Genomic DNA, 26,921 nt, shown 5'->3' with positions numbered 1-26,921 from the left:
AGTTTAAGCGTTTAATTCGTTTAGCGTCTCTTGTAAAATTTCCATATCGTCGAAGTGATTTCTCACCCCATTAATCTCTTGATAGTTCTCATGACCTTTACCAGCTACTAAAATGATATCACCACTTTTTGCTAAAGCACATGCCATTCGTATCGCTTCTTTTCGGTCTGTGATTGCATTTGCCTTTTTCTTATTTACTGGGTCCAATCCGACCTTCATTTCTTCTATAATTTGTTGTGGGTCTTCCGTTCTAGGATTATCAGAAGTCAATATCACTCGGTCCGATAATTCAGCCGCAATACCCGCCATCAATGGACGCTTGGTCGTATCTCTATCGCCACCACAGCCAACAACGGTTATCACTTGCTCATTACCTGTTCGGATTTCTTTGATGGTTTTTAGGACATTTTCCAGCGCATCAGGGGTATGTGCATAATCTACAATTCCAGAAATATCATTTACACGGATGTATTCAAACCTTCCTTCTACAGGTCGCAAACTGCTCAATGCTGTCAACACCTCTATTTTATTTTGTCCCAGCAAGATCGCTGTAGCATATACAGCAGTTAAGTTATATGCATTAAACTTCCCTATGATTGGGCACCACACCTCTTGGTCATCAATCTTTAGAAGCAATCCAGTAAAATTGCTTTCCATGATTTTGCATTTAAAGTCTGCAGCAGCTTTCACCGCATAATAATTCTTCTTAGCCTTAGACTCTTGTAACATTACCTCAGCACGCTTATCATCCTTATTGGATAAAGCAAAAGAATCCTTCCCTAACTGAGTAAAAAAGCCTCGTTTTGCAGCGATATACTCATCAAAAGTTTTATGATAGTCGAGGTGGTCGTGAGAGATATTAGTAAAGACCCCACCTTTAAAGTGAAGCCCTAAAACTCTATTCTGAACTACCGCATGTGAACTCACTTCCATAAAACAGTATTCACATCCCGCGGCCACCATTTGAGACAGTAGCTTATTTACACTCAAGGAGTCTGGAGTCGTGTGCGTAGCTTTTACTTCCTTTTCGTCAATATAGTTTACAACCGTTGAAAGTAAACCTACTTTATACCCCAACTTTTTAAATAAATTATATAAAAGCGTTACAGTAGTAGTTTTTCCATTTGTTCCAGTCACCCCTACTAACTGTATATCTTCTGATGGATTATCATAAAAATTGGCAGCCATAAAAGCTAAGGCTTCATGTGTACTCTTCACTTTCACAAAAGTGATTGCAGTAGACATCTCTTGAGGCAAGTCCTCACATATTATTGCAACAGCACCTTTTGCTATAGCACCTTCTATAAAATCATGACCGTCTACTTTTAGTCCTTTTTGAGCAACATAAACTCCCCCTTCAATAACACTGCGAGAATCGAAGGAAATATCAGACACCTCAACATTAGTGGTACCATGGACCTCTAAAATTGCAACTTTATATAATATGTCTTTCAGTAATTTCATTTATGTCAGTTCTAATACGATTACACTTCCTTTATGCGCTCTTGTTCCTGCTTGAATAGATTGACTTTTCACTGCCCCACGACCTACAAAACGCACCTTTAACCCAGCGTTCTCTAACAGATATACCGCATCCATCACTCCCATCCCTTTCACATTCGGAACTAAATTTTCAATCACTTTTCTACTTTCTAATGTCACTGATTTCTCTTGGGTTGAAGTAGTAACCCATTCTGGATTAGCAGCAGCAGTTTTCATTTCCACCCCCATGGTTTGGAAGACACGCTTCACATCCTCTCCATAACCACTTTTAGAATAAGGAATAGCAGATGCCGCTAGGAACTTCTGCGGTCCTAGTGGCTTATGAATCTCCAAACTATTGGCATAAACCTTATCAGCTACTTCTTTAAATATTGGACCTGCCACTAAGTTTCCATAATACACATTTCTAGAAGGTGCATTCACCACCACAATGCAGCTATACTTCGGATCTTCCGCAGGGAAATACCCTACAAATGAAGCCTGGTGACTTACCTTCGACTCATACTTATATCCATAACTCTCATTCGCAATTTGAGCTGTCCCAGTTTTTCCAGCAATTTTATAATTGGCATTGCCTAAATTTCTTGCAGTACCATTTTCAATTACCCCTTCTAAAGCTTGCTTCACTTTATCAATTGTACTTTTCGAACAAATTGCAGGATTAATCACCTGCGTTTCAATTTCTCGAACTATCGATCTACCTTTCGTGATTTTATCGGCAAACTTTGGACGAACCATCTTACCATTATTAGCAACCGCGTTGTAATAGGTTAAAATCTGTAAAGGAGTTTGTAAAACTTCATATCCATGCGCCATCCATTCTAAAGTAATTCCAGACCACGAATTATTATCGGTATTCTTGATATTTGGACTTCCTTCTCCAGCAATTGAAATTCCAAGCGGCTCCGCCAAACTCATCGACTTCAAATGATCAACAAATTTTTGAGGATTCTTTGAATAAGCCCCACGAATAATTTTTGCCATTCCTATATTGGAAGAAACCTCAAATACTCGCTTCACCGAAATTTTCCCCCAACCACCTTCATCATAATTAGAGTCATACATGGTACGATCATAAAGATTTAGCTTTCCATTACCGCAATCTACTATGTCATCTAAATCCACATATCCATCTTCTATTGCAGCAATCAACGCTGGCAATTTAAAGGTAGAGCCTGGCTCCGTACTCTCCCCAATTGCGTAATTATAACCTTCATAATAATTACCGTTTGCATTTCTTTTAAGATTTGCAATTGCCTTAATATTACCCGTCTGCACTTCCATCAACACTACACAACCGTGATCAGCCTGTTGCTTTACTAACTGTTTTAACAAAGCACTTTCTGCTACATCTTGAATATTGATATCTATGGTTGAATAAACGTCGTAACCATCTAAAGGCTCTGTCTCGTTTTCATCACCAACTGGCATCCAAACGCCACCAGCAATTTTTTGCATCAATCGTTGCCCATTGATACCTGACAACTCTTTTGAATAAGCTCCTTCTAATCCAACAGGAGTAACACCATCTTTTTCATAACCAATAGTTCTAGCCGCCAACACTTGAAACGGAAGCTCTCTTTTGTTTTTCTGAATAGTTAAAAACCCACCTTTATATCGCCCTCTTCTCATTATCGCAAATGTTTTCATCTGCTTTAACTCGGTATACCTCACATTCCTTTTGATCAAATGATATCTTGCACCTTTTGCTCTCGCTCTGACTAATTCCTGCTTCCATGAAGAAGGGCTTCTGTCTTTAAAGAGGTGACTCAATTGATAAGACAAAGAATCAATACCAGCATTAAAAATCTCATCGGTTAACGCTTCTGTATTTAAATCCATTCGTATTTCATATATCGGAATAGAAGTAGCTAACAAACTCCCATCTGATGCATAAATATTACCACGAACAGCCTCAATACTTTTATCCACCAAAGTCAGACTCTCTACTTTCTTTTTCAACTCAGCCCCTTCTACAATCTGAATAGTTAAAGCCTTGCCAATTATGACTAAACCAAATAGACATATAGCAAAGTAGACGAGGTAGGCTCGCCACTTGATATCTTTTTGTATGTCTTTCTCGCTAGTCAATCTTCTTTATTTTTTTATCTTTCTTTTCTACAATTATTTTTTTAGGAGGCTCCGTCAATTCTTTCAACCCAATAATTTCAGTCGCCCTAGCCACTTGTGACTGTTTACTGATGTACATCAATTCTGATTTTGTAGTGATGTACTCAGAGCGCAATTCTTTTATTTCATTATTCGTTTTGTACAACTCGCGAATTGTCTTTTCTGCATGATAGCCATTACCGATATAACATATTCCCAAGAATGTCAAGAAGAAAATATAAGGAAGAGATGATACCACGTTTGTTCCAGAAAGAAAATTTCCGGACATCACTCCTCTCACCCCCTTTACTCCTTCTGAAGTAGGCGCTTTAGACTTTTCAGCCTTCTCCGTCTCTTTTTTCTTAAACCGATTCATTCTCTATCTTTTTTGCAACTCTTAATTTTGCACTCCTCGACCTATTATTCTCCCCTAACTCCTCCATGCTTGGCATAATTGGCTTTCGATTCACCAACTCAAATGGAGTTAATTTATTTCCAAAGAAATCCTTCTCCACCTCTCCTTCAAACTTCCCTTTCTGCATAAAATTCTTTACCAATCGATCTTCTAAAGAGTGGTAAGTAATCACTGACAATCGACCACCTGGTTTCAACATTTCTAACGACTGCTCTAGTAGCGCCTTTAAAGAATCCAATTCTCCATTCACTTCAATTCTCAATGCTTGAAAAACCTGCGCTAAAAACCGATTCTCCTTTCCCCAAGGAGTTAAAGGCTGCAGCACACTTTTAAGCTGCTCAATAGTTTTTATTGGTTTTTCAGATCTCGCAGCAACTATAACCTGGGCAATCTTTCGAGAATTTCTCAACTCCCCATATTGAAAAAGAATATCTGCTATAACCGATTCCTCGTATTCATTAACAATTGTGGCAGCGGTCAATGGAGACTTTTGATCCATTCGCATATCTAGTGGACCATCAAATCGGATGGAAAAACCACGACTTCCCTCATTGAACTGATGAGAAGAAACACCCAAATCGGCTAATATGCCATCCAACTCGCTTACTCTGTAAAATCGCAGATAATTCTTCAAAAACTTAAAATCTTGAGCAATCAACTCAAAACGATCATCCTCAATCTTATTATTGGCCGCATCCGGGTCTCGATCAAAAGCAAACAATCTCCCACCTTCACCCAAGCGCTCTAATATTGCTTTAGAATGTCCACCTCCTCCGAAAGTAACGTCGATATAAACACCGTCTGGCTTGATATCTAAACCATCAATACTCTCGTGAAGCATAACTGGCTTATGATATTCCCCCATCATCCTCCTGCTTTTTAGTATTTCCCATCACCTCTTCTGCGAGTGTTGCAAAATCCTCAGGTTCATCCGTCAACAACCCATCGTACACCTCTTTATTCCAAACTTCAATTCGATTAGAGTAAGCAAACAGAACCACTTCCTTAGCAACATCTGCATATTCCAAGAGTCGCTTTGGAAACAAAACTCTCCCAGTGCTATCCAACCCCAATTCCGTGGCTCCTCTATAGAAATAGCGGATGAAATCGCGATTTTTCTTCACATATTGATTCAGCTGATTGATTTCTGTACTGATTATTTCCCACTCATTTTTGGGATACAACACCAGGCATTTTTCAAACCCTCGATTTAGAACAAACTTCTCCTGGGCGGCGGGATCCAACTGTTTACGAAGGCCTGCCGGCAACATCAAACGCCCTTTCGGGTCGAGCTTACACTCAAATTCGCCAATGAAGTTTGCCATTAAATGCTATTAATTAAAGCTATTGCGGTTCAATGTGTAAAAATAAAAAAGATTTTACCACAATCTACCACTTCCTACCACTTTGTTGATAACTTTCACCCAAAATAGCCTTAAGAATCGCTTAGAAGCCCCGTAAATACTGAAACAGCAAAGGTGTGTTAAAAGTGGTAACTCTATAAAATTGGCGTTTTTTATTTTCAACAGTTCTTTGTTAAATACCTCATCATTTTTGCGGTCCTCAGGAAATTAAATTATATTACATTTGAAAAAATAGAAAGCGCTATGAGTCACGAAAACGCCATCACTAAAGAAGGGAAGTTCGAATTTTTAGAAAAGGGTGAAGGCCATACTATAATTATCTTGCATGGTTTATTTGGTGCGTTGAGCAACTTCAATGAAGTAATTGACCAATTTTCCCAAAAGTATAAAGTCGTTGTTCCTTTAATGCCACTTTACGATTCTCCTCTCTTAAAAACTAGCGTGGGTGCAATGGCTGAATTCATCAACGAATTCATAAAATTCAAGAACTACAACAATGTCACTCTTTTAGGAAATTCATTAGGAGGTCACATTGCATTAGTATATGCCCTAAAACACCCAGAAAGAGTTCACTCTATGGTATTGACAGGCAGCTCTGGATTATACGAAAATGCCTTTGGAGGTTCATTTCCAAGACGAGAAGACAAAGAGTATTTGAGACAAAAAATTGCTGTTACCTTTTACGACCCAGCTGTAGCAACTGACGACTTAGTAGACGAAGTTCACAAAATAGTGAACGATAGAAATAAGCTGGTGCGAATTTTAGCATTGGCTAAATCAGCAATTCGACACAACATGGAGAAAGACTTGGTAAAATTCAAAATGCCTGCTTGCTTAATTTGGGGTAAAAATGACTCGATTACACCTCCAAATGTAGCTGAAGAATTTCATGCTAAATTACCTGATTCAGAATTATTTTGGATTGACAAGTGTGGACATGCAGCAATGATGGAACACCCAGAAGAATTCAACCAGCTTTTAGATGCGTGGTTAAGTCGCAAAGTGTAGCTACTTGCTTTAACATTTAAAATCTGTATCAAAATGACCATTCAGCTTAATTTAAAGGCTACTTAATTCTGTAACTTTGCGCCATGCAAGTAAAAACAGCCGAATTTGTAATGAGCAACACTCGTGTTGACTTATGTCCAGAACCTACCAAACCGGAATACGCGTTTATAGGTCGATCTAATGTTGGAAAATCATCGTTGATTAACATGATAACCAACCACAAGAACTTGGCTAAAACTTCAGGAAAACCAGGGAAAACTCAACTAATCAACCACTTCATAATCAATGAAGAATGGTATTTAGTAGATTTGCCTGGATATGGCTATGCAAAGGCTTCAAAAAAGTCTAGAGCCCAATGGGATCAATTCATCACACGATACATGCTTGAAAGAGAAAATCTACTGTATGTATTCCTATTGATCGATTGCAGGATTCCTGCTCAAAAAATAGACCTAGAATTCATGGAATTTTTAGGCACCAAGGGCATCCCCTTCATCATAGTTTTTACCAAAATGGATAAGCTCTCGGGCTCAGCTTTTGGAAAAAATATTGCGGCCTACAAAAAAACACTTCTTGAAACGTGGGATGAACTTCCCATTATGGTATTTTCTTCTGCTACTGCTGCAAAAGGACGTGAAGAAGTCTTAGACATTATCGAACAAACGAATACGGATTTTGTGGAGAGGTAGCTTAATAATTCACCAACTTCCCACTCGAAGAAGAAGTCTCCATTTCATAAATTTCAGCAGGATTGCCATATAGATTAATATTGCCTTTATTATGAATACTATAATCAAGTCTATCATTGATTAGAACATAAATATCTCCTATGGAACGATTAGTAATATTTCCATAATCTGCTTTTAAGCACTTAGCATCAACCACATACAATGCATCCGTCCATAACTTTAACTGATTAGTCTTACCAAACAACTCTAGTTCGCCACCGCAAGGGAAGTTATTCCAAAAATAAAATACATTACAATTCAACTCCAGCCGAGCATTATTTAATTTCCCTCCAACTACTAACCCAAACTCATCAGAAGTTATTGGATTAATTGTAGTTATATTACAAGCTTCATTGGCTTCTACTTGTGACAAAGGCAGCGAATGAATGATGATTTGAATCTTATTTTTAGTTGGTTGCAACCACTTCAACTTTTTAGAATTCGACAATTTCAACACTTCTTCTTCTACTCGGTATTCCACATAATCTAATAGCTCTTCATCTCCAACCAATTCGATATAGTAAACGGAATCCTCCTGTAAACCTATCTCAAAAGTACTGTTTAGCTGAACTTCAGTAAATGGTTGCAATGGTATGATCTTCGTATCAATTTCCTCCTTTTGGCAAGAAAACAAGGCACTTAAAAACAGAGTGAAGATTACGATCTTTTTCATTATTTCAACTTTATACCAATTCCGATTTCAGGGTAATCCAAGATGTGCAAGTGAGATTTCATCGCTAACCGAACACTAAAATTGTCGGTTAAATTATACTTGATGATTCCTCGATTATACATCACTTTTTGCACCACTTCATTCTTCAATCCGACATAAATCCCTTCCTGCAAACTCAGGCTAAAACGATTATATCTCAAGGTTTGAGAAATATGAATTCCAGTTTGAAAATAATCTTGCTGCCGAAACTCTCGACCGTCTTTTTCTAAAAATGCTGGTACGGAAGAGTCATAGAAAAAATCAACACCTGCTCCGAAATGTAAAATTCTGAATGTCTCCCGCACATATTCTAACGAAAGAGAATTGACTACAAAATACTTGGTCGATAAAGATTGTAAATGCTTCCCCCCAACACTTCCAAACAAATACCAGTTGCTTTTAGGTTCGTGCTCTGGCAACTCCACTCTTCTCTTTTCTGTTTTATTTCCTAAATAATAAGAAAATCCCGTAAAGGCCGTCAGGTAATTGATTCCTAAGTTGGGCTCTGCAGTGTTGGCGTTAGATAAATGATCAAAAGAAAGACCCGCATTAAAGTTTAGTTTTTCCGACAAAGCATAAGTCCCACCAAACCGGCAATTGAAGTGAATGTTTACATGCGACCCAACTGCTACGTTTGATGGATTAGTTTCCAAATCAAATCGCTTAGTGACATAATCCAACCCGATACCTATTCGATTATACAGCTGAAGTTTATCACGATTTAAAATATAGATTTTAAAAAAGTAGGTCAGCGCCAATTCATTCCCAAAAATCTCCTTATTACCCAAAGTGGAATAAAAGAGCGACAAGCCATATTCCGGATATTTAAAGACTTGCTCCCATGAAGTCTTTCCGATTGTTTGCTTAGACAAAGTCAAATCAAACGACTGAATTGGTCGATTAACAATCAATAAAAAATTAGAATATTCCGGCAAACTATAACCTTTATGGTAGCTTGCACTCAATTTCAAATTGTCGGAAAATTTATCTTGCGAAAAAGCTCCTCCTAGAGTTAGAAAACAACATAAAAAAAATATGAAATGATTACTGTTGCTCACTTAGAGATTTTGTTAATTTTTTAGAAAAATAAATATAGTAGTTATTTACTGGATTCAAGTCAAAGCTCTTGACAAACTATCAAATAAAACAAGAATGGACTCGTCGCTTAGATTACATTTTAGCTCTAAAATTCATCTTAATTTTGTAGCACATTTTAACTGAAAGAATTATGGAAATTAATATATGGTCGGACATTAGATGTCCTTTTTGCTACATTGGAAAAAGAAAATTTGAAGCTGCAATGAAGCAATTCCCAAACTCTGAAAACGTAAAAGTAACTTGGAAAAGTTTCCAATTGGATCCAAGCATAGTTACTCAACCCAACACCAATGCTATCGAACACTTGGCGCAAGCCAAACAAATGCCATTAGAACAAGCAAAAAGCATGGTAGAACACGTGGTAAATATGGCGAATGAAGAAGGATTGCAATTTGACTTCGAGAAAGCTGTTGTGGCTAATTCTTTCAACGCACACCGTCTGTTGCACTTTGCAAAAAGCAAAGGACTAGGCGACCAACTAAAAGAAGCATTGTTAAAAGCGCATTTCGTAGAAGGTAAAAACATAGATGATAACGCTACATTGATTGCAATTGCTAAAGAAAACGGACTAGACAAAAATGCAACTGAAGCCATGCTCAACTCCGACGACTTTTCTTACAATGTGAAACAAGACGAAATGGAAGCTCAAAACATAGGAGTTAGAGGTGTTCCTTTCTTTGTATTTGATAATAAATATGCCGTTTCTGGTGCTCAGCCAACAGAAGTATTTTTAGAAACCCTAAACAAAGCTTGGAGCGAATTTGAAACAGAAAAACCAGAGCTGATTGTTTCTAAAGGAGACAGTTGTGACGTTGATGGGAATTGTGATTGATCCAATATAAAAAAAGCGAAGAGATTACTCTTCGCTTTCATTTTGTTTCTTAGATTTTAGCCGTTTAGCATCTTTTAAACTTTTGCTAATCATCCATTCTATTTGGCCGTTTACACTACGAAACTCATCGTCGGCCCACTTTTCAATTTGCTTGAAAAGCTCCGGATCTATCCGCAGTGCAAAAGTTTTTTTCTTACTCATTCAATCCTTGTTTTGATCTTAGCAGTTCACTTCTAGTTTAAACTACCCGTATTCACTACTGGTATTACTTCTTTATCTCCGCACAAAACTACCATCAAATTACTCACCATTGATGCTTTCTTATCATCGTCAAACTCAATAATATTATCTCGAGATAATTGTTCTAACGCATCTTCTACCATTCCAACAGCTCCTTCTACTATTTTCTTTCTCGCAGCAACAATTGCCACTGCTTGCTGACGCTTCAGCATGGCACTTGCAATTTCAGGCGCATAAGCCAAATAACCAATTCGAGCCTCCATCACCTCTATTCCTGCCATCGCCAAACGCTCCGTTATTTCATTTTCCAAGGCATCATTCACCTCATCCATTCCTGAACGTAAAGTTAGCTCAGCACGTTCATCATCAAAATTATCATATGGGTAAGATCCTGCTAACTTTCTCACTGCTGCATCTGTTTGAACTCGTACAAACTCCTCATACTTATCTACTTCAAAAGCTGCTTTAAAAGTATCACGTACCCGCCATACTGCAATTACATTAATCAAAATTGGGTTTCCAACTTTGTCATTCACCTTTACTCGTTCACTATCGAAATTCCTTGCTCGAAGTGAGATCCGTTGTTTACTGTAAAAAGGATTTGCCCAATGAAAACCATTTTCTCTTACCGTCCCTTTATAAGCTCCAAACAAAACTAAAACCTTAGAGCCATTAGGATTCACAGTGAAGAAACCCGGCGCAATGAATAAAATTACTACCAACAATCCTAAAAAAAATGGGTTCTTGAATAATGCTATTCCCAAAATCATGGTCAATAAGAAAACCCCTAAAACTGATAGTGCTACATAACCATTGGTTACTTTAACATTCTTTTCTTCTTTCATAATAATATCATTTTGATATCACAATGATAATAAAAAAATTTCAGTAATACTAATCCCCTAATTTGTTCAAAAGATCTGAGAAACCTAAGAGCATGCAATACCACTCACCCTTGCTTGACCACTTGACCAGAGTGATCCATTGGCTTTGTATTGTGTAAAAACCCAACTGAATGAAATTATGTAATAAAAAACAAGATGACGATTTCCATAAGGTACCTCCAGAAAAACTGCTTACATTTTATTGAAAATAAAATCACTTTTTTCCAGAAATTACTTTTCCAAATAGAATTCATTGAATTGGATATTGCATGCATCTTAGATTATAATCAGTAGTTTCTACAAATTTGATCTTTTGCTATTCTATTACTTTCACGACAAAAAGGTAATTTACTCTACCTATTTACTGGTATTTTTTAATTTCTAGTTCAGGTCATTATTGATACTTTTGCAGCTTCAAAAAGCATAATAACTGATGGATTATAATTTTAGAGCGATAGAAGCCAAATGGAGAACCTTTTGGCAAGAAAACAAGACGTACAAAACCGAAATAGACAATTCGAAAGAGAAATTTTATGTGCTGGACATGTTCCCTTATCCATCCGGAGCAGGACTGCACGTAGGACATCCACTCGGTTATATCGCTTCTGATATTTATGCGCGTTACAAAAAACACAAAGGATTTAATGTATTGCACCCTATGGGTTACGATGCGTTTGGTTTACCTGCTGAGCAATACGCCATTCAAACGGGGCAACATCCTGCTATTACAACAGCGGCAAACCTTAAAAGGTACCGTGAGCAGTTGGATCAAATTGGATTTTCATACGATTGGGACAGAGAAGTGAGAACTTCTGACCCCAACTATTACAAATGGACGCAGTGGATATTCTTACAGTTATTCCATTCGTATTACAATACGGAATTAGATAAAGCAGACGATATCAAAAACTTAGTGGCTTTATTTGAAAAAGAAGGAAATGCAGCCGCAAAAGCGCATGGCGACCAAGAGACGGTGTTTACAGCAGCAGAATGGAATGCAATGAATGAGAAAGAGCAGCAAGCCATTTTGATGAATTATCGATTGACTTATCTTTCAGATTCATTTGTGAACTGGTGCCCTGCTTTAGGAACTGTATTGGCAAACGACGAAATCAAAGACGGTGTTTCTGAAAGAGGTGGCCACCCTGTGGAGCGTAAAAAAATGCAACAATGGAGCATGCGAATTACGGCTTATGCAGAGCGCTTATTGACCGGATTAGATCAATTAGATTGGACAGATGCTATTAAAGAAATTCAGCGCAACTGGATTGGGAAATCGGTTGGTGCTTTAGTTTCCTTTGAAATTGATCAACACAAAGAAAAGATAGATGTATTTACGACTCGCCCTGACACCATTTTTGGGGTAAGTTTTATGGTGATAGCGCCAGAGCATGAGTTAGTCAATCACATTACAACAGCTGAACAAAAAAAAGCCATAGAAGCATACCAAGTAAAAGCTGCTGCCCGTTCTGAACGAGAAAGAATGGCAGATGTAAAACAAGTAAGCGGTGAATTTACTGGCGCATATGCCAAGCATCCTTTTTCAGGGAATTTGATTCCAATTTGGATTGCCGATTATGTATTGGCAAGCTACGGAACCGGGGCTGTAATGGCCGTTCCTGGTGGCGATCAGCGGGACTGGGATTTTGCACATAAATTCGGTTTAACTATTCCTGTTATTATAGAAGGACAAAATATTTCTGAAGGAGCTGATGCCAACAAAGAAGGTATTATTTGCAATTCAGATTTCTTGAACGGATTGAAAGTAAAAGACGCCATAGTAAAAGCCATTGAAGCAATGGAAGCAAAAGGAATTGGGAAAGGAAAAACCAACTACCGATTGAGAGATGCGGTTTTTAGCAGACAACGGTATTGGGGTGAACCGATTCCAATTTATTACAAGAATGGAATTGCGACAGCGATGGACGAAAGTGAATTACCATTGGAGTTACCAGAAGTAGATAAATATTTACCAACCGAAGATGGGGAGCCACCTTTGGCAAGAGCAGAAAATTGGAAAACTGCTGAAGGACATCCCATTGAAACGAACACCATGCCAGGTTGGGCAGGCTCTTCGTGGTATTTTGCACGTTATTTAGACCCAAATAATACAGGTGAGTTTGCTAGCCAAGACGCCTTGAATTATTGGAAAAATGTAGATTTATACATGGGTGGAGCTGAGCATGCGACTGGTCATTTATTGTATGCTCGATTTTGGACTAAATTCTTAAACGACAAAGGATTTTTGCCGTTTGATGAGCCGTTTAAGAAAATGATTAATCAGGGGATGATTACTGGGAATAGTAGATTTATTTATAGGATTTTATTCTCAATAGACCAGTCAGGAATAAACGACAATGACATCATCAAAAACATAGAGTTTGATGGAAAGCTAATCCACATCTCAAAAGAATACTACGAAGCTTGGACTAATTCATCAATTACAAAACCGGATGAAAAAAATCTCTCTGAGCAACTAAAATTGCTAATCAAAGAACATGAAGCATCTGAGACAGAACGATTAAAAGCTATTTATCCAAACTTTAAAGGAAAAGTTTCCTATTGGGCTACCCCATCTAGTATTATAAAAGCCCAAATCCCAATCAAGCATGTGGATGGATATTCATTAAATGTTGAAGCTTTAAAAAATGACAAAGAATTTTCTAACTATATGAATTCAACTTTTCTATTCCAGAACCAATTTATATGTTTAGGGGAAATTGAAAAGATGTCAAAATCTAAATTCAATGTGGTGAACCCTGATAATATTATCGAAAGCTACGGAGCCGACACCTTGCGTTTATTTGAAATGTTCTTAGGCCCATTAGAGCAATCAAAGCCCTGGGACACGGACAGTATTGAAGGCGTTCATCGATTTTTGCGGAAATTCTGGCGTTTGTTTCACGACGGAGAAAATAACTTCAGTGTAACGAATGCAGAGCCAACCAAAGAAGAATTGAAAGTATTGCATAAAACCATTAAAAAAGTAGAAGACGACATTGAACGCTTTTCTTTTAATACAGTGGTCAGTGCCTTCATGATTTGTGTGAATGAGTTGAACGATTTAAAATCGAACAACAAAACCATATTGGAACAATTGGTGATTTTAATTACTCCTTATGCTCCTCACATTGCTGAAGAGTTGTGGCATAAATTAGGAAATACTGAAAGTGTAACCTTACAAGCATTTCCAAAATTTGAAGCCAAATATTTAGTGGAGTCTTCTCATAAATACCCAGTTTCATTCAATGGAAAAATGAGGTTCATGTTAGAAATGCCATTGGATTTATCGAAAGAAGAAATAGAAAAAACGGTAATGGAGCATGAAGAATCTCAAAAATGGCTGGATGGGAAAACCCCTAAAAAAGTAATTATTGTACCGAAGAAGATTGTGAACATTGTTATCTAATGGTTGATTATTAATTAAAAATGGCTTCGATTAATCAACAAGAAGCAAAACAAAAAAAAGGGCATTTACAAATTCTGTAAAAGCCCTTTCTGTTTTTTAGTTTAACCAATCAACTAAAAATAGGAGCCATCCGTAAAAACTCCATTTTTGACAAATAGCACCTCTCCATTCGGGCTACCATTTACTAATTTTTGTAATCTACCATTAAAAGTTGCTGATACTTTATTCCCTTCGTGCTTTGTAATGTTGACTTCCCCACTATCGCTCATCCAATAAGTTGAAGAAGCATCAGGAAACCAATAAATCCTAGACTTGCCTTTCATTTTAACATTGCCTGCAGGGAAGGAACCTACCATTGGATCCTGAGTAAACCAATCAATGGATAGCTGCTTTCCATTGCTTTCATATTTAGCGAAATAGGAAGTATCATCCAAGTGATACATTCCAACATTACTTGTATACGAAGAATCCTCTATATCAAAACAGATCTTACGTTCTCCACAACTGACAGTTGGATTTTTAACTTCTGGAATTTCTGGCTTTACTTCATCATCCTTTTTACAAGCCATAAATGCTGCACTGATGAATACACTTATGATTATCCTTTTCATATTTACTTGTTTTCAACAAAAGTCTACTTGTTCCTCTCTGAAGTAAATACGGTAATCAGCGTATTTCTAACTTTTATTACTACCAGATTTTTCGAATTTTTATGATTCCAAACATTACATTAAAATCAAACCCTTAATTTTATAGTGAATACTATTCATAAGTGACTTAATCGACTATAAATATCATCCACGAAATGAATTCTATAAGCATCTGGCATAAATATTGGAATACAGTTACAAAATATATAACTATGAAAAAGCTTATTGGATTTACAGCGATTTACATCTTGGGTAGTCTTGCTGGCTATACCACAGATCAGCATCAAGGTCTTTTTCAAGAAGATTTAGATAGCGCACAATTTAGAACAATAAAACATCAAACTTTCCAACCGGGAGAGAAACTTAAATATTCTGTTAATTACGGTTGGATGACCGCGGGAGAAGCTACCTTAGAAGTTAAAAAAGCTCCCCAAAAAATTAATGGTAGAGAAATTTACCACATGGTAGGCACAGGAATTAGCGTAAACACCTTTGATTGGTTCTTTAAAGTGAGAGATAAGTATGAAACTTACATGGATGCAGATGGAGTTTTTCCTTGGGTTTTTGTAAGGAGAATAAACGAGGGAGGCTACAGTAAAGCTCAAGACTATCAATTTTTTCAGCATAAGAAAATGGTGAGAAATCAAAAGGCTCAAGAATTTAATGTGCCGGTTGGAGTGCAAGACATGCTATCTGCCTTTTACTATGCAAGAACTTTAGATTTTAGTAAAGCTAAAAAAGGCGACATTTTCACCATTCCTGCATTTGTGGATGAAGAGTACTATGATTTAAAAATAAAGTATGCGGGTACTGATAAAATCAAAGTTAACAAAGGAAAATTTGATTGTATGGTATTTCATCCAGTCGTCCAAACTGGTAGAATATTCAACGACGAAGAAGATTTAACTGTCTACATTACTAATGATAAAAACAAAATTCCTGTTTTGGCAAAAGCTAAAATATTAGTCGGGTCTATCCGAATGGAGTTAGAAGACTACAGCGGATTAGCCAACCCAGTTGCCAAATTAGATTAATTGAAAAGAACCTTCAACAAAACAGTTGAAGGTTCTTTTTTGCTCCACATTACATTGTTTATAATTGCGATAAAAAAGCAACGTACTCTCACTTAAAGCCATTATTTTTGCTGAAACAAAGTGTGCGAAATGGATTCGAATAACCCTCAACAATCATCAGAATTTAGCGAAGAAATAATCAAACAGTTACAGCAATTAAAAGACAAATATGCTGTTATGGGGCAAGATTTGGGCGCCTATTTGGATGGGTTGATTTACTCCGATTATCTGACTTATTGGGACTACATTCATTTGGACACTTTATTGAGTCTACAATCACCAAGAACAGCCTTTCCTGATGAAGAAATTTTCATCATGTACCATCAAATTACCGAGTTGTATTTCAAGCTTAGTTTACACGAATACAACCAGCTAGCAGAAAAAGAAAATATTGATGTAAAATTCCTGACAGCTAGAATTAGAAGAATCAATAACTACTTCAAAGCCTTGACCGCTTCTTTTGAAATCATGATTGACGGAATGGAAAAAGAGCAATTCTTAAAGTTTAGAATGGCTTTACTGCCTGCTAGCGGCTTTCAATCAGGACAATACAGAAAAATAGAAATCTGCTCTACGGATTTTAGGAATTTAGTTGACAAAGATTTTAGAGATCAATTTACCGATAGCGAATTAACTGACGAAAACATTGAAAAGATGTATGAAAACATCTATTGGTTAAAAGGAGCTACTGAATTGGCCACAGGAAAGAAAACATTGACTTTGCTGCAGTTTGAAAAGAAATACAACAAAGAATTTAAAGAACTAGCAAAAGACTTCAAGCATACCAACCTTTGGCATTTATTTCAAAAACTAACGCCCGAAGAGCAAAAGGATGAAGCATTGAGAAACGAGTTACGTTTCCTAGATGTGAACATAAATATCAATTGGCCATTAATGCATTATAAGTCTGCAGTACGTTATTTGCATAAGACCCCAGAAGACATTGCAGCTACTGGTGGTACTAATTGGCAAAAATACTTACCTCCTCGTTTTCAGAAACGTATTTTTTATCCAGAATTGTGGTCTGCTGAAGAGCACGAAAATTGGGGTAAAGCCTGGGTTGAAGAAAACGTATTCTTAAAAAAAGGAAACTAGTCGATGAAAAAGAAGTTCCGCATCATTTCGCGTATTCTAACTCTTTTATTGGCAATCACTGTTGCTCTTTTTATCTATCAAAGTAGAACAGTCGATTTTGAAGAAGGGACGGTGGAAATCGCCCCATTAGACACATTACAGCCAGAACCAATCATAGAGTTTGGGTTACTAGCCGACTCGTTTGATATTGTAAGAGGAGAAGTTCAGCGAAATGAATTTTTGTCCAATATCCTGTTAAAGTACAATGTTCCATATGTGGAGATTGATGCATTGGCAAAAGCTTCGCGAGAGGTATTTGATGTTAGAAAAATTGCAGTTGGCAAACCATACACCATCCTGCAGCGCAGAGACAGTTCAGCGAAGGCAGAATACTTCATCTACCAGCCTAACGCCATAGATTATGTAATTTATCACCTAGGAGATTCTATTTCCATAAAAATGGAGCAAAAACCGGTAGAAATTGTAGAAAAAACAATGGGTGGAGTGATCAACTCATCATTATACGAAAGTTTACAAGAGAATGGAGGAAGCCCTTCACTGGCCATTGAGCTGGCCGAAGTTTATGCATGGTCTATTGACTTCTATCGCATTCAAAAAGGAGATTATTTTAAAGTCGTGTACGAAGAAAAAATGGTAGATGGCGAAGTAATCGGAATAGGGAAAGTAAAAGCCGCCCAATTTCACCACTTCAATGATGATTTTTACGGATACTTTTTCGAAACTGAGGATGGAGGAGATTATTACGATGAAAATGCAAAGAGTTTGAGAAAGGCTTTTTTAAAGTCTCCATTAAAATTTAGCCGACTAAGTTCTAGGTATACTCAACGGAGGTTTCATCCAGTACAAAAACGTTGGAAAGCGCATTTAGGAACAGACTACGCAGCACCAACGGGAACTCCAATTATGAGCACAGGAACAGGTGTGGTTATAGAATCTGCCTATTCAAGATTTAATGGAAATTATGTGAAAGTGAAACACAACAGTGTTTATACCACACAATATCTCCACATGAGTAAAAGAAATGTAAAAGTGGGTCAGCGAGTTCGTCAAGGTGATATTTTAGGTTATGTTGGAAGTACTGGTTTGGCAACAGGGCCTCACGTATGTTATCGATTTTGGAAAAACGGAAAACAAGTGGATCACTTGGCAGAAAAATTTCCACCAGCAAAACCCATCGAAGAATCGCACAAAGCTGCTTTCCTGGCATTTCAAACTGCCATGAATGCAAAATTGGTGAAAGTGCAATTAAATAAAAAGCCCAAACTAGAGCAGTTATCAGCAAGTAAATAATTTAAGATGATGGATTCAAATAATTTTCGCACTATCCTTCCCCATATTGAGTCGAAAGTTTCTATCCAACATGAAGATAAGATTGTGCTGTTTGGCTCATGTTTTTCTGAACATATCGCGGAAAGATTAGGGTTACATAAATTTCAGATCTTAAAAAACCCATTTGGGATATTGTATCATCCCGCGGCAATCGCAAATGCGGTTCATGAAACGATAACAAAAAAAGTTTATTCAATAGAAGATTTAACTCAACACAATGAACTATTTCATAGTTGGAATCACCACAGTCAATTTTCTGGCTTAGACCAAGATTTAGTATTAGATAAAATTAACATTGAGATAAAAAAGGCTCATGTACATTTAAAAAAAGCAAAATATTTAGTGGTTACATTCGGCAGTGCTTGGGCTTATCAATTAATCTCTAACCATCGTTTGGTAGCCAATTGTCATAAATATCCCAATACTCAATTTCAAAAACGACTCACCTCAGTAGACGCAATTGTTGAACAATGGAGCAACTTGCTCATTAGTTTAAATCAATTTAACTCGAATTTAAACATCATTTTTACCATTAGTCCCGTACGTCACTTAAGAGATGGATTTAGAGAAAATCAATGGAGTAAAAGCGTGCTGCATATTGCTGTTCAACAATTACAACAACAGCATCACCAATTAAATTATTTTCCTGCTTACGAATTAATCATAGACGACTTAAGGGATTATCGTTTTTTTGAACAAGATATGGTTCATCCTAATTCTCTAGCTATAGACTATGTGTGGGAGCGCTTCAGCAGCACCTATTTTAATAACACAACCAAAGAGCTAAATAAACAAATTATTCAATTTATCCGAGCAAGTTCTCATCGGCCGTTCCAACCAAAATCTGAAGCACATCAAAAGTTTGTAAAAAAACAGATCGCATTAATTAGTCAACTTGTACAGACTAAAAAATTCTTAGATTTTGGCTTTGAATTAGAAAAACTGCAGAGCCAACTAGTTCAGTAAAATTACTTATTGATGTAAACAGAGGAAGCCTGAACTGTAGGCATTACAATCATATCATTAATATTGACGTGTGCAGGACGTGAAACAACAAACCAAATAGTTTCAGCAATATCTTCTGCATTAAGCGGCTCAAACCCTTTGTATACTGCAGCGGCTCTTTCGGTATCTCCATGAAATCGTACTTGAGAAAACTCTGTCTCTACCAAACCTGGACTTATTGAAGTCACTTTTATTCCCTCTTTCAGCAAATCTATACGCATAGACTTAGTTAGTGCTTCTACTGCATGCTTTGACGCACAATAAACATTTCCATTCGCGTAGACTTCCTTTCCTGCTATAGATCCAATGTTAACAATATGACCTTTTTTTCGTTCAATCATCAATGGAATCACACACTTCGAAACATAAAGCAACCCTTTAACATTAGTGTCAATCATCTTCTCCCAATCTTCCACATCTCCATCTTGAATTGGATCCAATCCGCTTGCTAGGCCAGCATTATTGACCAGCACATCTATTTTCTTCCACTCTTCTGATAATGCATTAATGGAGTCATTTACAGACTCACGAACCCGAACATCAAAAACTAAAGTTTGCACTTTAATTCCGTACTCAGAAGTAAGTCGTTTGGATAATTCCACTAATCGACCCGCTCTTCTACCCGAAATAATAAGATTATAATCATGCTTTGCTAACTCAATTGCTGTGGCTTCTCCAATCCCTGAAGTGGCTCCAGTTATAAATGCTATTTTTGACATCTTTCTATTCTATTTTTTTGTCTTTCGAGCTAAATAATAAATGACAACTCCGACCAAAAATAGCCCTATTTTAAAAGAATAACCACTATCGATATTCCATTCTCCACCATTTGAAGAAATTTTAACAAACACCCCACTAACGATTGCAAATCCCATCATAACGAGACCTATTATTCGCAATAATTTATCTAACTCCATAATAACAAACAATATATATAACACTTCTGAATAATCAAAATAATAAAAAAAAGGATCACTATTGGCTAATCGAAAACTCTATATATAATAACATTGAAGTTGAGAAGAAATTCCTTTTTTTTTTATAAAAGATATTTCACTTATCGACTATAGGGATTGGGGTAATTTTTCGCATTTTTAATGGTGGATTAAAACAAAAACACCTAATTTAGCTATTTAGAATCAATCTAAATAAATGAGCAATTTCATTCACCTATCCGAAGCAAAAAAAGGAGATTTTGTACGAATTGAATCCATTGATAATGAAAAACTTTCAGTACAATTACTTTGTATGGGCTGTATGGTTGGCGAAATCGCACATATTGAGCAAATCGCACCTTTGGGTGATCCAATGATGATAAGCATTGACGGCTCTTTATTGAGCCTAAGAAAGTCAGATGCAAGAGAGGTAATCGTTTCACAACTGAAGAAATAAAAGTGGGTAGAAAAAACGTGGGATCAAATCAGAAAAAGAAAATTCGCTTATTACTTGTAGGAAATCCAAATGCTGGGAAAAGCTCACTATTCAATGAGTTAACAGGACTCAATCAACAAGTCGGTAATTTTCCTGGAGTGACAGTAGAAAAGAAAAGTGGAAATGCTAAAATAGCTGAACATTTATCTGCCGAAGTTATTGACCTTCCAGGAACATATAGCCTTAGCCCGAGATCCGAGGATGAGAGAGTTACTTTTGATTACCTCAATCAGAAACGACCTGATAACAAAGAGGAAATCATTGTGGTTATCGCTGACGCCAGCAATTTAAGAAGAAACCTCTTGTTATGCTCGCAATTGATTGATTTGAATTTACCCGTCATATTGGCTTTAAATATGATGGATATCGTTCAAAAAAACAAACAGTCCATTGATATAAAATACCTTTCAGAAACTTTAAGCATTCCTGTAGTACCGATGAATGCCAGGTTAGGGAAAGGGATAACCGAATTAAAAGCAAACATCACAAAATTTGCTCGCAAGGACAGACCTCCATTCATTAGTATAATCGAAGGAGAAAAGCCCATCGACAATGCGCAAAGAAGAAACCAACGAATTAGAGAAATTGTAGCCAAAGCGGTAACTGCAGAAGGCGAGATGAAAGTAAATGACTTGACTCGTAAACTTGATGCTATTCTTACTCACAAGGTATGGGGCTATGCTATTTTTCTATTTATTCTTTTTTTAATTTTTCAAGCCGTCTTCTCTTGGTCAGAGTTTCCAATGCAAATGATAGAGGAAGGCTTTTTGTTCTTCGGTAATTTTGTTGCTGAAAGCTTACCTCCTGGTGTTTTAAACGACCTACTAGTGGATGGAATCATTGCAGGCTTGGGTGGTATCATCATCTTTATTCCGCAAATTGCTGCTCTATTCGCTTTCATCTCCATTTTAGAAGATACAGGATATCTCTCAAGGATTAGTTTTATGATGGATGGACTTCTTAAAAAGTTTGGTCTAAACGGAAGGTCAATCATCCCATTGCTAAGCGGAGCCGCTTGTGCTGTACCAGCCATTATGAGTGCAAGAACAATCAGCAATAAAAAAGAGCGATTACTGACCATTTTTATCACTCCGTTAATTAGTTGTTCTGCACGAATTCCTGTTTACACCTTGATTATCGCCTTAATCATTCCGGCAGAAGCATCCATAGGAATATTCAATTTACAGGGAATAGTCATGATGGCATTATACCTATTCGGATTCCTTGCAGCAATAGGAACATCCTTTTTTATGAAATTCTTTGTAAAAACAAATGAATCCAGTCACTTTATCATGGAGATGCCAATTTACAGAGCACCTCGTTGGAAAAATGTAGGTTACACCATTGTCAATAAGGTAAAGGTATTCTTATTTGAGGCAGGTAAAATTATTATAGCTATATCAATCATTCTTTGGATTTTATCATCATATGGCCCTGGAGACTCTTTTGAGAAAATCGATGAAAAATATGCAAGCGGTTTATTGGAACCCAACATCAATAATGAAACCATGGAAGAACAGCGAGCTAGTGCAAAACTCCAAGCTAGTTACGCAGGTCAACTAGGGAAATTTATTGAACCTGCTATAAAACCATTAGGATTTGATTGGAAAATCGGAATTTCAATTATCACTTCTTTTGCTGCTCGAGAAGTATTTGTTGGAACTATGGCAACAATATACTCAGTAGGTGATGCTGATAATACCACATCATTGAAAGAAAAAATGAATCAAGCAAAAGACCCCGTTACAGGAGAAAAAATATATACTAAAGCTACAGGTTACTCACTTTTAATTTTTTATGCATTTGCATTGCAATGCATGGCCACAGTAGCAATAGTTGCCAGAGAAACAGCCTCGTGGAAATGGCCAGTAATTCAGATTATTTACATGGGCGCCTTGGCCTATTTTGCAAGCTTAATTACCTACAATTTATTTAGTTAATGACCAAACTTTCAGCTACCGAAGTACTAAAAAAGTATATTCCTGAAAGCTCTATTGCCCCATGCTTGAAGTGGATTAATGATTATCGACTTCAATTAACCATCAAGAAAAGTAGGTCCACGAAACTTGGTGATTTTCGACCCGCTTTTAATGGCAAGCCTGCAAAAATCACTGTAAACGGAGATCTTAACAAATATGGCTTTCTAATCACATTAGTTCACGAAATAGCACATGGCGTTTGTTGGATAAAATATCAACATAAAGTAAAACCACATGGAAAAGAATGGAAAGACATATACACTACTATGCTAGCGTTGTTTATTGGAAACAATACTTTCCCAGTGGAACTAGAACAATTCATCGTGGCTCATATTAACAATCCCAAAGCCTCTAGCTGTAGCGACATACACCTTTTAAAAGCACTGAGAGCTTATGATAAGAATCCAGTCACTTTTTTAGAAGATTTGCCTTTAGAGTCCAAATTTGAATTAGGTTCGGGACGAAAATTTATCAAGAAAGAACAAAAGCGAAAAAGATTTTTATGTCTAGAAATCTCTAGCAATAGAATGTATCTGGTAAGTCCAATGGCAGAAGTAAAACCCATTGAATAACCGATCATTTTAACATTTAACCGTTTTTACTTTTTATGGAAAAGCAAGGCTATATAATTGGTAATTTAGCCACTTAAAATGAACAGAAATAATGAACAAGAATAACTATTGCGTTATTATGGCGGGCGGTATCGGAAGTCGCTTTTGGCCAATGAGCAGAACTTCATATCCCAAACAATTTATAGATATCTTAGGAACGGGAAGAACTTTAATTCAGCAAACATACGATAGATTACAACGAATTGCACCAAAAGAAAACATCTTAGTTGTCACCAACGAAGATTATAGAGAGCTTGTATTACAACAGTGTGAAGAGATGAACCCTTCTCAAGTATTATGTGAACCTACAAGAAGAAACACTGCACCATGTATAGCCTATGCTAGTTATAAAATTAAGGCACTTAATCCAGATGCCAATGTACTTGTAGCTCCTGCTGATCATCTGATCTTAAAAGAAGATAAATTTATAGAAAGTGTTAACGTGGCATTGGACTATGTCAGCAATAATGATGCTTTACTAACTTTAGGAATCGAGCCATCGCGTCCTGATACAGGATATGGCTACATTCAGTTTGACAGTACAGACAAAAAGAGTAGGGTTAAAAAAGTGAAAACATTTACTGAAAAACCTAATATTGAATTGGCAAAACAGTTTGTTGAAAGTGGAGAATTTAGTTGGAATTCGGGAATGTTTATTTGGAGCAACAAAAGTATACTTAAAGCATTCGAAAACAATTTAAGCGAAGTAAATTCCCTATTTGTAGATGGCTTTTCTAAACTAAACACTCCTGATGAAGAAAACTTCATAAAGGATACATATGCTGTCTGCAAAAGCATTTCGATAGATTATGGAATAATGGAGAAAGCTCCAAATGTCTATGTTATATCAGCTGATATTGGTTGGTCCGACCTAGGAACGTGGGGTTCTATATATACTCACCTTAAGCACGACGAGAACTTAAATGCTACAATTGGAAAAAATGTGATGATGTATGAAAGCCAGAACTGCATTGTAAGCATGCCAAAAGAAAAATTAGTAGTTCTGCAAGGTTTGGACGGATACATTGTTGTAGAATCCAATAACACACTTCTAATATGCAAAAAAGAAGATGAGCAAAAAATAAAAGAATTTGTAACCGATATTAGAATAGAAAAAGGAGAAAAATTCGTTTAATCTATTAAAAATAGACAAACTCTTAAAAGGAAACTTATTAGCTATAAGTTTCCTTTTTTTCTTTTAATAAATAGTGATTTTATAGATTTCTCCTTTACTACCTATCATATAACCGAAATTTCTATTTTCCACGAATTGTATTGAGTTTAACCCTTTTTCAAAATTGGAAATCCTAGTCCAATTCACTCCGTTATCCTTACTGATGTCGATTCCATTTGTACCAATTGCTACAAAAGTATTCGCGGGTCCACAGTAAGCCACACAAGATCGATATCCGCTTAACGGTGTTTGAGGATTAAGCCATGTTTTCCCTCCATCTTGCGTGTATATTGAATTCTCTACCATCATAGAATCAGGTAGTGTATAATCTCCTCCAACAGCAACACCTATGGAATCATTCTTGAAAGTAATAGAGTATATCCCTCTGGTAGGAGCACCTTGGAAGATTGGAGTCTGTATGGCGACCCAGTCTTTGTAAGGAGGCTGTGAAGTAAGTATTCGACCCTTAAAACTTAGCCCAATAAAAACACGATTGTCAGGTGTAAATGATATACTGGAACCACTCGCCGCAAAAGCGGCTTCTCCTTCTAAAGATTCAACTGGAAATTCTTCTGATAGAACGTCCCAAGTTAAGCCGTTATTTCGAGTAGACAGCATATAATGATGTCCTTCAATAGGATCCCCGTATGCTAAACCAAATCCTACAGAATTAAAATTGATTGCATCTAGAAAGAGGTCCTTGTGTGGTGACGAAAACAATTCGATCCAGTTTGTACCGCCATCGCTAGATTTATAAATTCGGCTAGGATTTCCAGAACTCATTAGTACAATTTCAGATGTGCTTTTTATAAAAACATCTCTAAAATCAAAACTATCTGCCTTTTTTGGGGGAGGGATTATCGAAAGTATTTGTCCACCATTAAGTGTTGCAACAATACTACCTTCCGCACCACTAAACCAAGCTACGGAATCATTCAAAATTGAAATTCCTCTTAAACTAGAATTTATAGGACTATTTAGTTTAACAATTTCTAATCCAACATCTTTATCTCCAAACACAAATTCATCCACTTTGTCTACCCTCCCGCACGAAGATATGAGAAGATATAAAAGAGAAAAACAAAGAAGTTTCATTCCTTCAAAAACTATTTAATTCAACAAAAAAAGCCGTTCAACTTAATAGTTAAACGGCTTTCAATTTACTAGATTTTTATTAATCTACTATCTTATCTGTTTTACCAGTTGAATAGTTAATTTTCAAAGCATTCGCTTTTCTTAATTCTTGTTTAACATCGGTAACAATTCCCATTTTTACATCATTATCTACTTTCATAGAAAATGTCATAAAAGGTCGTTCTGCTTCTGATGTATTCTCTCTTTCGATTTCAATAAACTGAATGATATCTCTTTTTGTGGCGAAAGCATCGTTTAATTGAATTCTTGGTTCAGTTCCAAAAGTTCCTTGAAGAGCTTTAATTGGTTCTCCAATATAGATGTAACTCACTAACGATTTACGTTCCAACTTATCAACTTCAGTTGCTTTCGGAGTTTGTATTTCAACCTTCAATGTTACTTCTCTCATTACGGTTGTCACCATAAAGAAAAATAGTAGCATAAAAACGATATCAGGCAATGAAGCCGTAGATATAGCAGGTTGTCCGTCTGATTTTTTCTTCTTAAACTTTGACATTTTATTGGTCTCCTATATTCTTTGGTTCAGCTTCAGAAATTCTTTGCGGATAAACATCTTTAACAGCATCAGCTTGAGCAGCTGCAGTTTCAGAGGTTTCTGCTAACTTTTCTAAATCAACATAACTTTTCCCAAATTTCTGCATTGCAAACTCATTTCTTACCTCGTTGTATGCACCTACTAATTCATTTTGAACCTTAATGTACATTTCATACGAAGTACCTCTATCATTCTGCAATGAGATGATTTGCTTTGAAACTGGGATGTTTCCCAATACAGGTACTTGTGTTAATTTGAATTCAGGCATATTGGGATTGTTCGCATCTCCAATTATAAATTCTTTTGCCTTCTTTCTTAATTCACTTACCAACATTGGCTCTCCTTCCACCAATAAATCGTCATTCGCATTTACCAAAACTTGAAAAACATTTCTCATTTTAACTTCTGGTGGATTCTCAATATCCTCTGGAATTGGTGGCAACTTTCTAGTTAAACCAGTATCCACATCCATGGTTGTTGTCACCAAGAAGAAAATAAGCAACAAGAATGCGATGTCTGCCATCGACCCTGCGTTAATTTCTGGTGCGTTTCTTCTAGCCATAATTATTTAACTATTATCTT

Annotated in this window: 27 protein-coding genes; 12 read left to right on the top strand and 15 right to left on the bottom strand. The window is 36.6% G+C overall.

Annotation, left to right across the window (positions count from 1 at the left end; genetic code table 11):
* Positions 1 to 3 precede the first annotated feature (3 nt).
* Genes GQN54_RS03800 through mraZ form a run of 5 tightly spaced genes read right to left on the bottom strand, consistent with a single transcriptional unit; the run spans position 4 to position 5,352 of the window.
* Entirely contained in the window at positions 4 to 1,464 is a 1,461-nt protein-coding gene (locus GQN54_RS03800; protein WP_160632156.1) for a UDP-N-acetylmuramoyl-L-alanyl-D-glutamate--2,6-diaminopimelate ligase, read from the bottom strand.
* Entirely contained in the window at positions 1,465 to 3,594 is a 2,130-nt protein-coding gene (locus GQN54_RS03795; protein ID WP_207554810.1) for a penicillin-binding protein, read from the bottom strand.
* Positions 3,587 to 3,988 (bottom strand): FtsL-like putative cell division protein, encoded by a 402-nt coding sequence (locus GQN54_RS03790; RefSeq protein ID WP_160632153.1) that lies wholly within the window; start codon positions 3,986 to 3,988, stop codon positions 3,587 to 3,589. The genes GQN54_RS03795 and GQN54_RS03790 overlap by 8 nt, the downstream gene beginning before the upstream one ends.
* The gene (rsmH, locus tag GQN54_RS03785) at positions 3,975 to 4,895 is read right to left on the bottom strand and encodes a 16S rRNA (cytosine(1402)-N(4))-methyltransferase RsmH (RefSeq protein ID WP_160632151.1); all 921 of its coding nucleotides are present in this window, start codon (positions 4,893 to 4,895) and stop codon (positions 3,975 to 3,977) included. The genes GQN54_RS03790 and rsmH overlap by 14 nt, the downstream gene beginning before the upstream one ends.
* The gene (gene mraZ / locus GQN54_RS03780; RefSeq protein ID WP_160632149.1) at positions 4,876 to 5,352 is read right to left on the bottom strand and encodes a division/cell wall cluster transcriptional repressor MraZ; all 477 of its coding nucleotides are present in this window, start codon (positions 5,350 to 5,352) and stop codon (positions 4,876 to 4,878) included. Before mraZ ends, rsmH begins: the two co-directional genes overlap by 20 nt.
* Positions 5,353 to 5,634: 282 nt before the next feature.
* Between mraZ and GQN54_RS03775 the strand changes: the two genes are divergently transcribed.
* Together GQN54_RS03775 and yihA are read left to right on the top strand one after the other, a co-directional pair.
* Complete coding sequence (locus tag GQN54_RS03775; protein ID WP_160632147.1) at positions 5,635 to 6,399, top strand: alpha/beta fold hydrolase; 765 nt, start codon at positions 5,635 to 5,637, stop codon at positions 6,397 to 6,399.
* An 83-nt stretch (positions 6,400 to 6,482) separates the two neighbouring features.
* Positions 6,483 to 7,088 (top strand): ribosome biogenesis GTP-binding protein YihA/YsxC, encoded by a 606-nt coding sequence (gene yihA / locus GQN54_RS03770; protein ID WP_160632146.1) that lies wholly within the window; start codon positions 6,483 to 6,485, stop codon positions 7,086 to 7,088.
* Between the two features lies 1 nt (position 7,089).
* On the opposite strand, the gene GQN54_RS03765 is transcribed toward yihA, so the two are convergent.
* Both GQN54_RS03765 and GQN54_RS03760 read right to left on the bottom strand, forming a co-directional pair.
* Positions 7,090 to 7,800, bottom strand: a complete 711-nt coding sequence (locus GQN54_RS03765; RefSeq protein ID WP_160632144.1) for a GIN domain-containing protein — start codon at positions 7,798 to 7,800, stop codon at positions 7,090 to 7,092.
* The gene (locus GQN54_RS03760) at positions 7,800 to 8,804 is read right to left on the bottom strand and encodes an acyloxyacyl hydrolase (RefSeq protein WP_207554809.1); all 1,005 of its coding nucleotides are present in this window, start codon (positions 8,802 to 8,804) and stop codon (positions 7,800 to 7,802) included. The genes GQN54_RS03765 and GQN54_RS03760 overlap by 1 nt, the downstream gene beginning before the upstream one ends.
* A gap of 263 nt (positions 8,805 to 9,067) precedes the next feature.
* On the opposite strand from GQN54_RS03760, the gene GQN54_RS03755 reads away from it, so the two are divergent.
* The gene (locus GQN54_RS03755) at positions 9,068 to 9,769 is read left to right on the top strand and encodes a DsbA family oxidoreductase (protein ID WP_160632140.1); all 702 of its coding nucleotides are present in this window, start codon (positions 9,068 to 9,070) and stop codon (positions 9,767 to 9,769) included.
* Positions 9,770 to 9,793: 24 nt separating this feature from the next.
* On the opposite strand, the gene GQN54_RS03750 is transcribed toward GQN54_RS03755, so the two are convergent.
* Entirely contained in the window at positions 9,794 to 9,970 is a 177-nt protein-coding gene (locus GQN54_RS03750) for an Arc family DNA binding domain-containing protein (RefSeq protein WP_160632137.1), read from the bottom strand.
* 32 nt (positions 9,971 to 10,002) lie between these two features.
* On the bottom strand, positions 10,003 to 10,854 hold the full coding sequence (locus GQN54_RS03745; protein ID WP_160632135.1) for an SPFH domain-containing protein: 852 nt from the start codon (positions 10,852 to 10,854) through the stop codon (positions 10,003 to 10,005).
* Positions 10,855 to 11,326: 472 nt separating this feature from the next.
* Here GQN54_RS03745 and GQN54_RS03740 point away from each other — a divergent pair, with 472 nt between their 5' ends.
* The gene (locus tag GQN54_RS03740; protein ID WP_160632133.1) at positions 11,327 to 14,302 is read left to right on the top strand and encodes a leucine--tRNA ligase; all 2,976 of its coding nucleotides are present in this window, start codon (positions 11,327 to 11,329) and stop codon (positions 14,300 to 14,302) included.
* Between the two features lie 113 nt (positions 14,303 to 14,415).
* Here GQN54_RS03740 and GQN54_RS03735 read toward each other — a convergent pair whose 3' ends face one another.
* Complete coding sequence (locus tag GQN54_RS03735) at positions 14,416 to 14,913, bottom strand: hypothetical protein (protein ID WP_160632131.1); 498 nt, start codon at positions 14,911 to 14,913, stop codon at positions 14,416 to 14,418.
* A 251-nt stretch (positions 14,914 to 15,164) separates the two neighbouring features.
* Here GQN54_RS03735 and GQN54_RS03730 point away from each other — a divergent pair, with 251 nt between their 5' ends.
* The 4 genes from GQN54_RS03730 to GQN54_RS03715 all read left to right on the top strand — a co-directional run bounded on the left by GQN54_RS03730 (position 15,165) and on the right by GQN54_RS03715 (position 19,415).
* Positions 15,165 to 15,986: a DUF3108 domain-containing protein gene (locus tag GQN54_RS03730; RefSeq protein WP_160632129.1), complete on the top strand. Its 822-nt coding sequence runs from the start codon at positions 15,165 to 15,167 to the stop codon at positions 15,984 to 15,986.
* A gap of 129 nt (positions 15,987 to 16,115) precedes the next feature.
* Positions 16,116 to 17,120: a tryptophan 2,3-dioxygenase family protein gene (locus GQN54_RS03725; RefSeq protein ID WP_160632127.1), complete on the top strand. Its 1,005-nt coding sequence runs from the start codon at positions 16,116 to 16,118 to the stop codon at positions 17,118 to 17,120.
* 3 nt (positions 17,121 to 17,123) lie between these two features.
* On the top strand, positions 17,124 to 18,410 hold the full coding sequence (locus GQN54_RS03720) for a peptidoglycan DD-metalloendopeptidase family protein (protein ID WP_160632124.1): 1,287 nt from the start codon (positions 17,124 to 17,126) through the stop codon (positions 18,408 to 18,410).
* Positions 18,411 to 18,416: 6 nt separating this feature from the next.
* On the top strand, positions 18,417 to 19,415 hold the full coding sequence (locus GQN54_RS03715) for a GSCFA domain-containing protein (RefSeq protein ID WP_160632122.1): 999 nt from the start codon (positions 18,417 to 18,419) through the stop codon (positions 19,413 to 19,415).
* A gap of 2 nt (positions 19,416 to 19,417) precedes the next feature.
* Here the strand turns inward: GQN54_RS03715 and GQN54_RS03710 are convergent, their stop codons facing one another.
* The gene (locus GQN54_RS03710) at positions 19,418 to 20,173 is read right to left on the bottom strand and encodes an SDR family oxidoreductase (protein ID WP_160632119.1); all 756 of its coding nucleotides are present in this window, start codon (positions 20,171 to 20,173) and stop codon (positions 19,418 to 19,420) included.
* Positions 20,174 to 20,182: 9 nt separating this feature from the next.
* Entirely contained in the window at positions 20,183 to 20,371 is a 189-nt protein-coding gene (locus GQN54_RS03705; RefSeq protein ID WP_160632117.1) for a hypothetical protein, read from the bottom strand.
* A gap of 235 nt (positions 20,372 to 20,606) precedes the next feature.
* Here GQN54_RS03705 and GQN54_RS03700 point away from each other — a divergent pair, with 235 nt between their 5' ends.
* The 4 genes from GQN54_RS03700 (at position 20,607) to GQN54_RS03685 (ending at position 24,610) form a co-directional block, all read left to right on the top strand.
* On the top strand, positions 20,607 to 20,846 hold the full coding sequence (locus GQN54_RS03700) for a FeoA family protein (RefSeq protein ID WP_160632115.1): 240 nt from the start codon (positions 20,607 to 20,609) through the stop codon (positions 20,844 to 20,846).
* Positions 20,847 to 20,848: 2 nt separating this feature from the next.
* Entirely contained in the window at positions 20,849 to 22,825 is a 1,977-nt protein-coding gene (feoB, locus tag GQN54_RS03695; protein WP_317163935.1) for a ferrous iron transport protein B, read from the top strand.
* Positions 22,825 to 23,436 (top strand): SprT-like domain-containing protein, encoded by a 612-nt coding sequence (locus GQN54_RS03690; protein ID WP_160632113.1) that lies wholly within the window; start codon positions 22,825 to 22,827, stop codon positions 23,434 to 23,436. Before feoB ends, GQN54_RS03690 begins: the two co-directional genes overlap by 1 nt.
* A 91-nt stretch (positions 23,437 to 23,527) precedes the next feature.
* Positions 23,528 to 24,610: a mannose-1-phosphate guanylyltransferase gene (locus tag GQN54_RS03685; RefSeq protein ID WP_160632111.1), complete on the top strand. Its 1,083-nt coding sequence runs from the start codon at positions 23,528 to 23,530 to the stop codon at positions 24,608 to 24,610.
* A gap of 63 nt (positions 24,611 to 24,673) precedes the next feature.
* Here GQN54_RS03685 and GQN54_RS03680 read toward each other — a convergent pair whose 3' ends face one another.
* From GQN54_RS03680 to GQN54_RS03670, 3 genes are all read right to left on the bottom strand, one after another.
* Positions 24,674 to 25,744, bottom strand: a complete 1,071-nt coding sequence (locus tag GQN54_RS03680; RefSeq protein WP_160632109.1) for a WD40/YVTN/BNR-like repeat-containing protein — start codon at positions 25,742 to 25,744, stop codon at positions 24,674 to 24,676.
* A gap of 79 nt (positions 25,745 to 25,823) precedes the next feature.
* On the bottom strand, positions 25,824 to 26,300 hold the full coding sequence (locus tag GQN54_RS03675) for an ExbD/TolR family protein (protein WP_160632107.1): 477 nt from the start codon (positions 26,298 to 26,300) through the stop codon (positions 25,824 to 25,826).
* A gap of 1 nt (position 26,301) precedes the next feature.
* Positions 26,302 to 26,901 carry an ExbD/TolR family protein gene (locus tag GQN54_RS03670; protein ID WP_207554808.1) on the bottom strand — a complete coding sequence of 200 codons (600 nt, stop codon included), beginning with the start codon at positions 26,899 to 26,901 and terminating at the stop codon, positions 26,302 to 26,304.
* Between the last annotated feature and the right edge of the window lie 20 nt (positions 26,902 to 26,921).

This window comes from Acidiluteibacter ferrifornacis (assembly GCF_009909615.1).
Lineage (GTDB): Bacteria > Bacteroidota > Bacteroidia > Flavobacteriales_E > Vicingaceae > Acidiluteibacter > Acidiluteibacter ferrifornacis.
Note: the sequence above shows the minus strand (reverse complement) of the source record. Positions and strands in the feature narration are given on the sequence as shown.